12 protein-coding genes are annotated in these 13,280 nt (G+C 71.3%); 1 reads left to right on the plus strand and 11 read right to left on the minus strand.

What is annotated here, in order from left to right:
* Positions 1-176 precede the first annotated feature (176 nt).
* The 9 genes from FFS25_RS11610 to rimP form a co-directional block, all read right to left on the minus strand.
* Positions 177-785, minus strand: coding sequence for a GNAT family N-acetyltransferase (locus FFS25_RS11610; RefSeq protein ID WP_137803029.1), 609 nt, complete (start codon positions 783-785; stop codon positions 177-179).
* Positions 782-1,309 (minus strand): hypothetical protein, encoded by a 528-nt coding sequence (locus FFS25_RS11615; RefSeq protein ID WP_171004195.1) that lies wholly within the window; start codon positions 1,307-1,309, stop codon positions 782-784. Before FFS25_RS11615 ends, FFS25_RS11610 begins: the two co-directional genes overlap by 4 nt.
* Before the next feature lie 14 nt (positions 1,310-1,323).
* Positions 1,324-1,695: a hypothetical protein gene (locus FFS25_RS11620; protein ID WP_006214471.1), complete on the minus strand. Its 372-nt coding sequence runs from the start codon at positions 1,693-1,695 to the stop codon at positions 1,324-1,326.
* A 52-nt stretch (positions 1,696-1,747) separates the two neighbouring features.
* Complete coding sequence (gene truB, locus FFS25_RS11625) at positions 1,748-2,737, minus strand: tRNA pseudouridine(55) synthase TruB (RefSeq protein WP_137803030.1); 990 nt, start codon at positions 2,735-2,737, stop codon at positions 1,748-1,750.
* Positions 2,727-3,212, minus strand: a complete 486-nt coding sequence (gene rbfA / locus FFS25_RS11630) for a 30S ribosome-binding factor RbfA (protein ID WP_137803031.1) — start codon at positions 3,210-3,212, stop codon at positions 2,727-2,729. The genes truB and rbfA overlap by 11 nt, the downstream gene beginning before the upstream one ends.
* 175 nt (positions 3,213-3,387) lie before the next feature.
* Positions 3,388-6,312: a translation initiation factor IF-2 gene (infB, locus tag FFS25_RS11635; RefSeq protein WP_137803032.1), complete on the minus strand. Its 2,925-nt coding sequence runs from the start codon at positions 6,310-6,312 to the stop codon at positions 3,388-3,390.
* Between the two features lie 214 nt (positions 6,313-6,526).
* A complete protein-coding gene (locus FFS25_RS11640) occupies positions 6,527-7,150 on the minus strand; it encodes a YlxR family protein (RefSeq protein WP_349654432.1) in 624 nt (207 codons plus the stop codon).
* Positions 7,096-8,082, minus strand: coding sequence for a transcription termination factor NusA (gene nusA, locus FFS25_RS11645; protein ID WP_137803034.1), 987 nt, complete (start codon positions 8,080-8,082; stop codon positions 7,096-7,098). Before nusA ends, FFS25_RS11640 begins: the two co-directional genes overlap by 55 nt.
* Before the next feature lie 218 nt (positions 8,083-8,300).
* On the minus strand, positions 8,301-8,822 hold the full coding sequence (gene rimP, locus FFS25_RS11650) for a ribosome maturation factor RimP (protein WP_137803035.1): 522 nt from the start codon (positions 8,820-8,822) through the stop codon (positions 8,301-8,303).
* A gap of 234 nt (positions 8,823-9,056) precedes the next feature.
* Here rimP and FFS25_RS11655 point away from each other — a divergent pair, with 234 nt between their 5' ends.
* The gene (locus FFS25_RS11655; protein ID WP_137803036.1) at positions 9,057-10,022 is read left to right on the plus strand and encodes a hypothetical protein; all 966 of its coding nucleotides are present in this window, start codon (positions 9,057-9,059) and stop codon (positions 10,020-10,022) included.
* A 73-nt stretch (positions 10,023-10,095) separates the two neighbouring features.
* On the opposite strand, the gene FFS25_RS11660 is transcribed toward FFS25_RS11655, so the two are convergent.
* Together FFS25_RS11660 and FFS25_RS11665 are read right to left on the minus strand one after the other, a co-directional pair.
* A complete protein-coding gene (locus tag FFS25_RS11660) occupies positions 10,096-11,895 on the minus strand; it encodes a proline--tRNA ligase (protein WP_137803037.1) in 1,800 nt (599 codons plus the stop codon).
* Between the two features lie 282 nt (positions 11,896-12,177).
* Entirely contained in the window at positions 12,178-13,080 is a 903-nt protein-coding gene (locus tag FFS25_RS11665) for a hypothetical protein (RefSeq protein WP_137803038.1), read from the minus strand.
* Between the last annotated feature and the right edge of the window lie 200 nt (positions 13,081-13,280).

Here is a 13,280-nt window from a genome sequence, read left to right on the forward strand (position 1 = left end):
GGCGCGGCGTCGTCCGTCAGGACGACGTCCGCGATGCGGATCTGGGCGGTCGGACGGTGGTGGGCTCAGCGGATCGCGGGCTGCGGATGGGGCCGGCGGGCCTCATCCGGACGGGCACCGCTCGGCACTCGCTCCAGGGTAGTCGCTGACACCGACTCCCCGGCGGGTCGGATGCCTCAGGCCGGTGCCGGGCCGCCCCAGGGCTCGGACGGGCTGCGGTCATCGGCATCGGTCAAGGTCGCGATCCAGGTGTCGCGCAGCTGGCCCCGCTGCTCCATGTAACCGCGGACCAGAACGGGCGTGGAGAAACCGAGCTTCCAGGCGAGCTTGCGCGAGGCCCAGTTGCCGTCGAAGGCCAGCCAGTGCAGGTGCGTGAGCCCCATGGTGCCGAACGCGTGATCGATCACCAGGCGGCAGGCCGCCTCGGCGGAACCCGTGCCGCGGGCATGCGGGCCGAAGTTCAGGCCGATGTCCGCTGCACCGGCGCGCAGCCGGCACAGCTCGATCGTCCCGAGGAAGCGGCCCTGGGGATCCTCGGCAGCCCAGTTGATCGCCGATCCGGCCTTCAGCGCGCCCGGCACGTACTCCCGGATGTACCACAGCGCCGACTCCACGCCGTAGGGCTCGGGAACGGTCGTCCAGCGCACAGCCACCGGGTCCTGGCAGTTCGCGGTCAGAGCCTCGGCGTCGGCGGGGGTCAGCTCCCGCAGGGTGAGGGCCCCGTCGGTGAGCCGCGGGACGCTGAGCCCCTGGCTGGTGCTGGCGGCGGTGTCGTCGGTGCTCATGCGCGGTCTCCTGCGGTCTCGGTGGAGCGGTCGGTGAGGGGGCGGGTGCGGCGCAGCCAGATCAGCCCCACGATCGGCAGCAGCAGCGGGATATAGCCGTAGCCCTGGCCGAAGTGCGACCAGACGGTCTCATCGGCGAACAGCTCCGGGGCGGCGAAGGTCATCGCGCCGATGCCGAGCACGCCGATGAGCTCCACCAGCACGGCACCCGTGGCGATCCGATGCCAGCCAGGCCCGGTCTTCGCCAGCGCCACTGCGGCCACCACGTAGACGGTCGCGGAGAACAGCGAGAGCAGGTAGGCCAGCGGAGCGACGTCGAACTGGGTGAGGATCTGATACAGCGAGCGCACTCCGGCCGACAGCGAGAAGATCCCGTAGACCACGATGATCACCCGGCCCAAGCCCGAGGACTTCGGGTCGGTGCGCCGTGCGCCCTCCCGCGGCCCGAAGCGCGACTGCAGTCGCCCGGGAGGCTCCGGCTCGGAGCAGGCGGAGCGCGGGCTCTCAGGGTCGGTGTGCTGCATGGCGTCCTCTCGACTCACTGGTAGTACCAGATGAAGTTCATCCGGTACACCATCACGATGATCGTGGGGCCCGTGGCCGCCAGGATCCAGTTGGACCAGCTCGAGCGCTCCACGAGCGACCAGATGAAGGTGCCCGCCGGGATCAGCAGCGCCGTCAGCAGGTAGCCCCAGTACTCGAGCGCCGAGCCCGAGGCCGCCGGACCGAGGATCCCCAGGAAGATCGAGCCGATCAGGTAGACGAGCAGGAAGGCCTCCAGCACGAGCACGGAGCCCTGCGTGGCATCTCCCGGGGGCCGCTTGCGCAGCGCCTCCACGGCGCAGATCAGCGTCGAGAGGCCGCCCAGGACCACCGAGGCCCAGAACCACCCGTCATATCCCCACAGCATCCGTGTCTTCTCTGCTTCCTGTCCTGCGGCCGCCGTGGCGACCGGCCCGTTCTCAGCCCTGCGCCTGGAAGACCAGGACCGACTTGGCGGTGCGCTCCTCGGCGTGTCCGCGATCCTCGAGCAGGGCCACCACGTGGCCCTGCGGATCGAAGCCTGCGGTGAGCTCCCCCGGTCCGGTGCCGGTGGGTCCGATGCGCTTGCCCTGCCCGATCTCCACCGATTGCTGCGCGGTGAGCTCACGGGTCGGGAACATGGCCCGGGCCGCCTCATCGAGCGAGGTGGACGGCACCGCTGCTCCCCCGGCGACGATCCCGGTGAGCGCCTCCAGCTCCTGGGCCTGCTCGAGGCCCAGGGCGCCCACACGGGTGCGGCGCAGCGCGCTGAGGTGACCGCCGATCCCCAGGGCCTCGCCGAGATCGCGGGCGATCGCCCGGATGTAGGTCCCCGACGAGACGTCCAGGACGGCGTCGAGCTCCAGGGCATCGCGGTCCCTGCGGATCTCCGTCACGTCGAAGCGCGAGACCGTGATCGGCCGCGCCTCGAGGGCGACCTCTTCCCCCGCGCGCACGCGGGCGTAGGAGCGCTTGCCGTCGACCTTGATCGCCGAGACCGCGGACGGGACCTGCTCCAGGTCTCCGGTCAGCTCGACGACGGCCGCGCGGATCTGCTCGTCCGTGACGGCCGCGACGTCGCTCGGATCCGCGGTGCCGGTGAGCTCGCCCTCGGCGTCGTCGGTGACGGTGGTGGCGCCCAGGCGGATGGTGGCCTCGTAGGTCTTGTCCGCGCCCACCAGGTGGGTCAGCAGCTTGGTCCCGCGCCCGACGCCCACGATCAGCACACCGGTGGCCATGGGGTCCAGAGTCCCGGCGTGGCCGACCTTGCGCGTCCCGCACAGCCGGCGCATCCGCCCGACGACGTCGTGGCTGGTCCAGCCCTTCGGCTTGTCCACGACCACGAGTCCCTCGGGCACGGTCAGCGAGGAATCGGGGCGCGGCGTCTGCGCGCTGCGCCCCGATCCGCCCGCCTGCGGCTCAGCGCTCACGAGTGCCGCTGGGATCCTCGTCGTCGGCCTCAGCGGCCGCGGACTGGGCGTCGTCGGCCTCGTCCGTGCGGTAGGAGTTCTCGCCGTTGGCGTAGGTGGCCCCGGCCGCAGAGGCGGCGACAGCGGCGTCCTTCTCCTTGGCCCGGCGCAGGACGTCCTCCAAGTTGGAGGCCGCCTCCGGGATCTCATCGGCCACGAACTCGAGCGTGGGCGTGAGCCGGGCGGTGATGTTCTTGCCGACCTCGGCGCGCAGGATGCCCTTGGCGGACTCCAGAGCACGGGCCGAATCGGCCTTCTCCTCGGCGCTGCCGTAGACCGTGTAGTAGACGGTCGCGTGCTGCAGGTCGTTGGTCACGCGTGCGTCGGTGATGGTCACGAAGCCCAGGCGCGGGTCCTTGACCCGGCGCTCCAGTGCCTTGGCCACGATCACCTTGACGCGGTCTGCCATGCGGGAGGCCCGCTGTGCATCGGCCATGATCTCTCCAGTTCTCGCGCACGGACCCGCGGGCCAGTGCGCTGCAGTGCAGTGTCAGGGGCGGCACCGCGACGGTGCCGGAGCGTGCGGCCCGCAGCGCGGGACCGAGCCGTCCGCCCGAGGGCGGCTGCGGAACGGAACCTGCGATGCGGGCCGCACGAGGGATCGACGACGATCAGGCGCGGGGCTTCTCCTGCATCTCCCACGTCTCGATGACGTCGCCTTCCTTGATGTCGTTGAACGACCCCAGGCCGATGCCGCACTCGTAGCCGTCGCGGACCTCGGTCGCGTCGTCCTTGAAGCGGCGCAGCGACTCGATGGTCAGGCCCTCCTTGACGACGTTGCCGTCGCGCACCAGGCGGGCCTTCGCGTTGCGGCGGATGAGCCCCTCGGTGACGTACGAGCCGGCGATCGAGCCCCACTTGGAGGACTTGAACACCTCGCGGACCTCGGCCTTGCCGAGCTCCACCTCCTCGTACTCCGGCTTGAGCATGCCCTTCAGGGCCGCCTCGACGTCGTCGATGGCGTTGTAGATCACCGAGTAGAACTTCATCTCGACGCCCTCGCGGTCGGCGAGCTCGGTGACGCGCTCGGCCGGTCGGACGTTGAAGCCGATGATCACGGCGTTGTCGACCGTGGCCAGGTTGACGTCGTTCTGCGTGATCGCACCCACACCGCGGTGGATGACGCGCAGCTGGACCTCGTCCGGAGCCACCTCGATCTTCAGCAGCGAGTCCTCGAGCGCCTCGACGGCACCGGAGACATCGCCCTTGATGATGAGGTTGAGCGTGTCGATCTTGCCCTCGGCCACGACCTGGTCGAACGACTCGAGCGTGACGCGCTTGCGGCGCTTGGCCAGCAGGGCGTTGCGATCGGCCGCCTGGCGCTTCTCCGCGATCTGGCGAGCGGTGCGCTCCTCCTGGGTCGCGATGAAGGTGTCGCCGGCGCGCGGCACCGTGGACAGGCCGAGCACCTGCACCGGACGGGAGGGACCTGCCTCCTCAACCGCAGCGCCCGTCTCGTCGAACATGGCGCGGACGCGGCCGTGAGCCCCGCCTGCGACGATCGAGTCGCCCACGCGCAGGGTGCCCGACTGGACCAGGACGGTGCAGACCGCGCCGCGGCCCTTGTCCAGGTTGGCCTCGATGGCCACGCCGCGGGCGTCCTTGTTCGGGTTCGCCTGCAGCTCCAGGGCGCCGTCGGCCGTCAGCACGATCGACTCGAGCAGCTCGTCGATGTTCTGGGACTGGCGGGCGGAGACGTCGACGAACATGGTGTCGCCGCCGTACTCCTCCGGCACCAGGCCGTACTCGGCCAGCTGACCGCGGATCTTCTCCGGGTTCGCCTCGGGCTTGTCGATCTTGTTGACCGCGACCACGATCGGCACGTTCGCCGCCTGGGCGTGGTTCAGGGCCTCGACCGTCTGCGGCATGACGCCGTCGTCGGCGGCCACCACGAGCAGGGCGATGTCCGTGACCTGCGCACCGCGGGCACGCATGGCGGTGAACGCCTCGTGACCCGGGGTGTCGATGAAGGTCAGCGCGCGATCCTCGCCGTCGACCTCCTGGGACACCTGGTAGGCGCCGATGTGCTGGGTGATGCCGCCGGCCTCGCCCTCGATCACGCGGGTGTTGCGGATGGCATCCAGCAGTCGGGTCTTGCCGTGGTCGACGTGGCCCATGACGGTCACGACAGGAGGACGCTTCTCGAGCTGCTCCTCGCCCTCGGCGGCCTGCTCGGCCTCGAGGTCGATGTCGAAGGACTCGAAGAGCTCGCGCTCCTCGTCCTCCGGGGAGACGATCTGGATGACGTAGCCCAGCTCGGCGCCCAGCGCCTCGAAGGTCTCCTCATCCAGCGACTGGGTCTGCGTGGCCATCTCACCGAGGTGGATGAGCACGGTGACCAGCGAGGCCGGGTTCGCGTCGATCTTCTCCGCGAAGTCCATCAGCGAGGCACCGCGGCGCAGGCGCACCACAGTATTGCCGTCGCCGTGCGGCACCGAGACGCCGCCGACCTTGGGAGCATTCATCTGCTCCAGCTCCTGGCGCTTGGCGCGCTTCGACTTGCGGCCCTTGCGCGAAGGACCGCCGCGACCGAAGGCGCCCTGGGTGGCGCCGCGACCGCCGCGACCGGGGCCGCCGCCGGGGCGGAAGCCGCCGCCCGGACCGCCGCCGGGTCCACCGGGGCCGCCGCGCCGACCGCCGCCGGCACCGCCGCCGCGGGCCGGACGGGAGCCGACCGGAGCCACGTTGCTGGTGTGGCCCGGCATCATGTTCGGGCTGGGGCGCGGACCGCCCGGACGGGGACCGCCTGCACCGGCACCCTGGCCGGGGCGCGGGGCACCCGGACGAGGTGCACCGGGACGAGGACCGCCCTGACCAGCCTGACCCGGACGCGGGGCGCCAGGACGGGGACCGCCCTGACCAGCCTGGCCGGGGCGCTGCGTGCCCATGCCCTGCTGGGCGGCGAACGGGTTGTTGCCCGGACGCGGGCCGCCCTGCGAGCGAGCGGGGCGCTGCGCCCCGCCGGCCTGCTTGGGCGTGAACGGGTTGTTGCCCGGGCGGGGACCGCCCGGCTTGGGAGCCGCGCTGCCCGGCTTGGGGGCGGGCTTGCTCGGGGCCTCGGGTGCGGGAGCCTGCTCGACCGAGGGCTTCTCGGCGGCGGGCTTCTCCGGCTGGGCCGCGGCCGGCTCGGACTCGGCGGCAGGCGCCGGCGGCGCCTGCTCAGCAGGCTTGGCCTGCTCCTCGGTCTTCTGCTCGGGCTGCGCGGTCTGACCGGCGGTCGCCGGCGTGGGGACCGACTGTCCGGGCTTCGGTGCGGAGGACGCGCCGGGCTTGGCGCCGCCTGCCGGCTTGGCACCGGTCGAGGACGGCTTGGCGGCGGGCTTGGAGGTCTCGGCCTTGGCCGAGCCCTCCTTCTCGCCCTTCTTCGCCAGCGCGGCCTTGGCCTGCGGCGATTCCTTCAGCTTCTTGGCGACCGGGGGCTCCACGGTCGAGGACGCGCCCCGGACGAACTCGCCCAGCTCCTGCAGGGTCGAGATCGCCTCCTTGGACGTCATCCCGAGCTCCTTGGCGAGCTCGTGAACTCTCTGCTTAGCCACTTCTCTCCTGTCCCGGCCCGCGCTCGTGACAGGAGGCGGACCGACTAACGGTCTGTCGGAGACCCTCCGAGTCGCTCGGACCGTAGGAGGGCATCCATTGCCGAGTGCGCTGGGGCACTCATCGTTCGGCACTCATCGGATGTCCATCAGCTTCTTGCTCGCTTCCCCATCAAGTGCATCCTGTGTCCTCAGTCCCATGCCGTGCGGGATGAGGTCATCTTCCGGCCGCAGTGCGGACTGCGGCGGTCGTGCTGGTGCTGCCGTCCCGATCGCCCTGGAGGATCTGCTCGATCAGCAGCGCCTCGTCCTGGATCGGAACGGATCGCCGGAAGGCCCGATTGAAGGCTCTCCGTCGAAGGGCCCTGTCCGCACATTCGCGCGAAGGGTGCAGCCATGCTCCGCGACCTCCGAGCCGACGCGCGGGATCAGGAACCACGACGGGCTCCTGCTCTCCTGCAACGAGGCTCAGACGCACGAGCCGGTCCTGGCCGACGACCTCACGGCAGCCGATGCAGGTGCGCTGCGGAACGTGTCCCACGTGTGTACGCACCTCTTCCTGCCGGATCCGCGAGGGCCGAGCGCGCCTGCTGGAGGCGGTCACGGCTGCGGCTGGACCGGCGACCATCCTACTCTTCTCGGGACGCCCGCGCAGTATCGCCGCGCACAGCACACTCCGGGCCGGGCCCGGACGGCCGGAGGGATCGGGACCATCCGATGCCCGGAGTCTGTCCTCTCCCGTGCCGTCGAGCCGGGCGCAGCGGGGGTCCGGGCCTCGCGATCCGCTCAGGCCTCGCGGCGCTGGCGGTCGTCCGACTCCGAGAGGATGTCGATCCGCCATCCGGTCAGCTTGGCTGCGAGGCGGGCGTTCTGCCCCTCCTTGCCGATGGCCAGCGACAGCTTGCTGTCGGGGACCACAGCGCGGGCCGAGCGGCCGCGCCCGTCGAGCACATCCACACGCACCACGCTCGCCGGCGACAGCGCGGCAGCGATGAAGCGGGCGGGGTCGCCCGACCAGTCGACGATGTCGATGTTCTCGCCGCCGAGCTCGTTCATCACCGCGCGCACGCGGGTGCCCATCTCGCCGATGCACGCGCCCTTGGCGTTGATCCCCTGCGTATTGGCCACGACCGCCATCTTGGTGCGGTGGCCAGCCTCGCGGGCGATGGCCATGATCTCGACGTCGCCCTGGGCGATCTCCGGGACCTCGAACTCGAAGAGGCGGCGCACCAGGTCCGGGTGGGAGCGCGACAGGGTGATCGACGGTCCCTTGGGACCGCGCTTGGCCTCCACGACGAAGGCGCGGATCCGGCTGCCGTGGGTGTACTTCTCGCCGGGAACCTGCTCGTGCGGGGGCAGGACGCCCTCCACGGTGCCCAGATCGATCTGGATCATCTGGGGGTTGCGGCCCTGCTGGATCTGCCCGGAGACAACCTCGCCCTCACGGCCCTTGAAGTGGCCCAGCACGGTGTCGTCCTCGACGTCGCGCAGCTTCTGCACGATCACGCTGCGAGCCGTGGAGGCGGCGATGCGCCCGAAGCCGGAGGGGGTGTCGTCGAACTCGCCCACCCGGTTGCCGTCCTCGTCGACCTCGGCGGCCCAGATGGTCACGCGACCAGTCTTGGTGTCCAGCTCCGCGCGGGCGTCCTTGATGGCCCCGGGCGAGCGCTGGTAGGCGAGCACGAGCGCCTGCTCGATGGTGGGGATCAGCAGATCCAGCGGGATGTCGCTCTCGCGCTCCAGCATGCGCAGGGCGCTCATATCGATGTCCATCGAGGGGCCTTTCCGGATCGAGCCGATCGGGCTCCCCGCCGCGCGAGGACCCCGAGTGCGACGACAGCGCACCGTCCGGTGGGACGGAACGCTGTTCGCGGGTCTATGACGGCGCTGCGCGGGTGCCTGCGAAGGGTGCTCGAGGCCCTCGGCGCCGCCGGTGTCAGCCAGGCAGTCTACACCGGTGCGCTCACCACCGCCCCGGCGGGACGAGCAGCTCAGTCCTCGACGCGGACCCAGGCCTGCTTGATCTGCGACAGGTCCCAGGTCTCCGGGTCCTGCAGCTTGATGGGCATGCCCTTCTTGACCTGGGTGCTGCGCTGCAGCGTGACCTGCTCGCCCTGGACCTCCAGCACGCGGGCCTCGAAGCTGCGCCCGTGCGTGGTGCGATCCACCGGCTGCACGTCCACGAGCCGGCCGATCGAGCGCCGCCAGTGCCGCGGGCGCTCCAGCGCACGGGCGGCCCCGGGCGAGGAGACCTGGAGCTCGTAGGCGGGACCGTCGACCGGATCCGTGCGGTCGAGCTCCTCCGAGACGGCCTGCGATGCGCGGGCGATGTCCTCCATGTCGACGCCGTCGGTGCGGTCCTCCGGCAGATCGACCAGGACCTGCACGATCCGCTGGGAGCCCGAGCCCTCCACCTCGACGTCCTCCAGGAACAGGCCCTGAGCCTCGACGACGGGGCTCAGCAGCTCCTGCAGCTTGGCCGCCAGCGGGTCCTGGGCGGGGTGCTCGCTCACGATGTCCTCCTGCGTCTTCGGGTAGTCGGTGCGGGACCGGCTGCGTTCGGGCAGCTTCTCCGCATCGCGCTCCCGGCACGCGGGCCGAGTCCGAGCCGCCGAGAGCGCTTGTGCGCACGAGCGTAGCGGCTGGCTGGGACAGCCCGACCCACCGCCGTCCCCGGGTGCGACCTACCATGGGCGCACATGAGCCCGAGCGGGATGCCCCGCCTGAGCAGCAAGGAGCCTCCCGGCATGAAGCTGACCTCCCGCGGCCGAGCCGCCGCGATCGTCGCGGCGGCTCTGGTCGTGATCCTTCTGGCGGTGCTGATCTGGCGACTGGGCCCGGGGCGTCCCGCCGACGACGGGGAGATCGCCGTGGCACAGGTCTACCGGGACATCGAGCAGCTGCTGGACTCGGAGGGCCTCGACGAGCTTCCCCAGGCGCAGCAGGACGAGCTGCGAGCGGAGCTGCAGGACCAGCTCGACGCACTGCAGCCCTCCGAGCGCGCGCTCGAGGCCGCCGAAGAGCAGGGGGCGCCCGTGGGCGTGAGCCAGGCCGACTACGTCCCCGGCCTGCCAGGCGCCTTCCTGTCCAGTGCTCGGATGATCGTCCACGGCCCGTCCGCAGCGCCCGAGCAGCAGGTCCTCCTCAGCTCGATCGCCGCCCATCGCGCCGCCACGGCCCTGGAGCTCGGCGCCGATGCGAAGAAGGTCGAGCGCGCCGTCCCCGAGCTCACCGGTGACGACGCCCTGCCGGCCGCGCAGGACGGCCAGGACCCGGCGCCGACGGCCGCGGGAGAGTCGCCGCATCCCGAGCTGGTCCTGGCCCGCCAGCTCGGACAGGCCAGGGACGCAGCCCGGACCTGGTCGCACCTGCCGTCCCAGCAGAGGCCGGACTCCTCAGCTTGGGCAGAGGCTCTGCTGCCGGTCCAGGACAGCGACTGGCTCGCCGCCCTCGAGCAGCGCCACCCGTCCGTGATCGACGGCTCCCCCGGCATGCCCGAGGGCTTCCGCGACGATCCGGATGCCGCCCGCGACCGGCTCATGGACCAGCTCCAGGACACCGCCCTGGCCCAGATCGCCGCGGCATCCGATCCCCAGGCCCAGGAGCTCGACTCCCCCTCCCCCGACCCCGGCACTGCGGTGCTCATGCGCCTGGCCATGGCCCGGGCGCAGGACGACCAGCCCGTGGGGCCGCTGCCCGGTCTTCAGGACTGAGGCCGCACCGCAGCAGATCGCGAAGGGGCCCGAGCCGTGCGGCTCGGGCCCCTTCGTCATGGGTGCGACGGACTCAGCGGCCGATCTCGGCCAGGACCTCCGCGACGACGTCCTCGCGGCGGATCTCGCGGGAATCGCTCGTGGCCCGATCCTTGATCTCGAGCAGGCCATCGGCCAGCCCGCGGCCGATCACGAGCATGCTCGGCACGCCGAGCAGCTCGAAGTCGCCGAAGCGCACGCCCGGGGAGACCTTCTTCCGGTCGTCGAACAGCACCCTGACGCCCGCCTCCTCGAGCTGGGCGACGATCTGCTCGGCCGCCTCGGCGGCCTCCTCGCCCTTGCCCGTGGGGACCACGTGGATGTCCGCCGGGGCCAGGTGGCGCGGCCAGATGATGCCCTTGTCGTCGTGGTTCGACTCCACGAGCGCGGCCACCGCGCGGGTGACGCCGAAGCCGTAGGAGCCCATGGTCACCACGACCTGCTTGCCGTTCTGGTCCAGGACCTTCAGCCCCAGGGACTCGGCGTACTTGCGCCCGAGCTGGAACACATGGCCCATCTCGATGCCCCGAGCGGCCTCCAGCGGCCCGGAGCCGTCCGGGGCCGGGTCTCCGGGCAGCACCTCGGCGCACTCGACCGTGCCGTCCCAGGTGAAGTCGCGGCCGGCCACGAGGTCGTAGACGTGTCGGTCGGCGATGTTCGCACCGGTGAGCCAGCGCGAGCCCGGGACCACGCGGGGATCCACGTAGTAGGGCAGCCCGGTGGTCGACTTCACGCCCAGCAGCGGCTCCTCCAGGTTCAGGCCCGGGCCCAGGTAGCCCTTGACGATCTGCGGGTGCTTGGCCAGATCGGCCTCCGTGGCCTGCTCGACCTCGACCTCTCCCCCAACGCCGATCAGGGCGCCGATCCCGGCCTCGACGCGCTTGAGATCCACGCCGCGATCGCCCGGCAGCCCGATGACCACGAGGCGCCGCTCGCCCTCCGGGGTGGTGACGGCGAGCACGACGTTCTTCAGCGTCTCAGCGGCCGCCCAGGGGCCGTCGTCCTTGGGGTGCATCTCGTCGGAGCGCTGCACAAGGGTCTCGATGGTGGCGGAGTCCGGCGTGTGCTCCACATGCGCCTCCGGCTGGCCCTCGAGCGGCAGGGAGTCCGGCACCACGGTGGTCACGGCCTCGACGTTGGCCGCGTAGCCGCCCGGCGAGCGCACGAAGGTGTCCTCGCCGATGGGCGTGGGGTGCAGGAACTCCTCCGAGCGCGAGCCGCCCATGGCCCCGGAGGTGGCGGCGACGGCCACGACGGGCAGCCCGAGCCGGTCGAAGAGCCGGACATAGGCCTCGCGGTGCAGGCGGTAGGACTCCTCCAGGCCGGCGTCGTCGATGTCGAAGGAGTACGAGTCCTTCATGATGAACTCGCGCGAGCGGATGAGCCCGGCCCGGGGGCGGGCCTCATCGCGGTACTTGGTCTGGATCTGGTAGAGCCGCACCGGCAGGTCCTTGTACGACGAGTACAGGTCCTTGACCAGGAGGGTGAACATCTCCTCGTGCGTGGGCGCCAGCAGGTAGTCCGCGTCCTTGCGGTCCTTGAGGCGGAAGAGGTTGTCGCCGTAGTCCTCCCAGCGGCCGGTCGCCTCGTAGGGCTCGCGCGGCAGCAGGGCCGGGAAGTGGACCTCCTGGGCCCCGATCCCGGCCATCTCCTCGCGGACGATCTCCTCGACCTTCCGCAGAACGCTCAGCCCCAGCGGAAGCCATGTGTAGATCCCCGGCGCGGCTCGGCGGATGAGCCCGGCGCGGACCATCAGACGATGGCTGGCGACCTCGGCATCGACCGGGTCTTCGCGCAGGGTGCGCAGGAACAGGGAGGAGAGGCGCAGTGCCACAGGCGCTCCGTTTCACAGGTCGTCACGTTCGGCGCCGCCGATGAGCGGCGCCCTTCCGGCGGTGCGCGGTGACGTCAGCATTGACGTCCGGGTCCGGATCCCGCCCATCCTAGCCCCGACGGCCCGCTTCCGCGGGCGTCCGGACAGCGCGCTGTGAGGCCCCGCAGCACCACGATCCGGGACAGTGCGGGAACGACGACGGCCCGAGGAGCACCTGGCGCTGCAGGTGCTCCTCGGGCCGTCGAGGCGGTGCGGCTCCCGTCAGGGGCCGGAGGCTGCGACTCAGCCCTCGGAGAGGGCGGTCGCGACCTCCTCGAGCAGCGCGGCATTGTCCGGGGCGGGATCGCCCTCGACCTGCCCCGTGTCGACCACCGTGATCACGGTGTTGCCATAGGCCATTCCGGCGGTGGAGATGGACTCGCCCTCGATCTCCACGGTGGCCTCGTAGGCGCTGTCGGCACCCTCGACCTCGAGATCCGAGGTGGACAGCTCAGCGGATTCGGAGGTGCCGTCCGCAGTGACCTCGACCTCGCCGCAGCCATCGGCGGCGTCGCGGTCGGCCTGCAGGGCGTCCTCTGCGGCGGCGGCGTCATCGAAGGTCTCGGCCGAGACCATCAGGGTGCTTTCCTGATCCACAGCCAGGACGCCGTCCGTGTCATGGACTCCGCCCAGCAGGGCGTTCAGGAACGGGTCCTGGCAGCTGGCGGGCGAGACGGCGAAGTCCTCCCCGAAAGCCTCCAGCAGATCTTCCTCCGGATCGGTGCCGGTGGAGGCGAGCTGGTCGGCGGTGATCGCCATGAGCTGGGCGCCGTTGATCTGCGTGGACAGGCTGCTGAGCAGGTCGGAGTCCGAGAGGTCCTCCGGGGCCTCGCCGGAAGCGGCAGAGCTGGAGGAGGAGTCCGAGGACTCGGACTCGTCCTCGGAGGCCGATGCGTCGTCCGAGGCGGACTCGTCCTCCGAAGCCGACTCGTCGTCCGACGACTCCTCGTCGGTGGACTCCGAACTCTCCTCCGAGGCCTCGGTCGTCTCCTCGGGGGCGCTCGACTCGGGGGCCGAGCTCTCCTCGGAGGACGACGAGCTGTCGTCCCCGCCCTCGTCGTCGGTGGACTGGACGCAACCGGTCAGCGCGAGCGCCGCGATGGCGGTGCCGGCGAAGAGGGCGCGGAAGCGAAGCTGTGCTGCCATGGGGGTTTCAGCCTTTCGTGGGTCCGGACGACGAGCGCCGGAGGCGAGCTCAAGGATGCGGGAACTGCCCGAGGAGGCGCCGCTATGACGGATGACACCTCATGGGATCACTATTGCACATTCGCGCACGCGCGTCGGCAATGTTTCTTCAGCGCCGCGCCCCTCGCTCACCCCGCAGCCTCTGCTTCACCTGGCCGTCG

The sequence above is a fragment of the Kocuria sp. 2SI genome (assembly GCF_005502825.1).
GTDB lineage: Bacteria > Actinomycetota > Actinomycetes > Actinomycetales > Micrococcaceae > Kocuria > Kocuria palustris.

What these genes read in the sequence shown, in the direction of transcription:
- FFS25_RS11640 (WP_349654432.1), bottom strand. Translation starts at nt 7,150, where the DNA reads ATGGCGGATCGACATCCTCTCGGAGTCGGACGACCGCCAGCGCCGCGA.
- FFS25_RS11655 (WP_137803036.1), top strand. Translation starts at nt 9,057, where the DNA reads ATGAAGCTGACCTCCCGCGGCCGAGCCGCCGCGATCGTCGCGGCGGCT.
- nusA (WP_137803034.1), bottom strand. Translation starts at nt 8,082, where the DNA reads ATGGACATCGATATGAGCGCCCTGCGCATGCTGGAGCGCGAGAGCGAC.
- FFS25_RS11620 (WP_006214471.1), bottom strand. Translation starts at nt 1,695, where the DNA reads ATGCTGTGGGGATATGACGGGTGGTTCTGGGCCTCGGTGGTCCTGGGC.
- FFS25_RS11610 (WP_137803029.1), bottom strand. Translation starts at nt 785, where the DNA reads ATGAGCACCGACGACACCGCCGCCAGCACCAGCCAGGGGCTCAGCGTC.
- rbfA (WP_137803031.1), bottom strand. Translation starts at nt 3,212, where the DNA reads ATGGCCGATGCACAGCGGGCCTCCCGCATGGCAGACCGCGTCAAGGTG.
- FFS25_RS11665 (WP_137803038.1), bottom strand. Translation starts at nt 13,080, where the DNA reads ATGGCAGCACAGCTTCGCTTCCGCGCCCTCTTCGCCGGCACCGCCATC.
- FFS25_RS11615 (WP_171004195.1), bottom strand. Translation starts at nt 1,309, where the DNA reads ATGCAGCACACCGACCCTGAGAGCCCGCGCTCCGCCTGCTCCGAGCCG.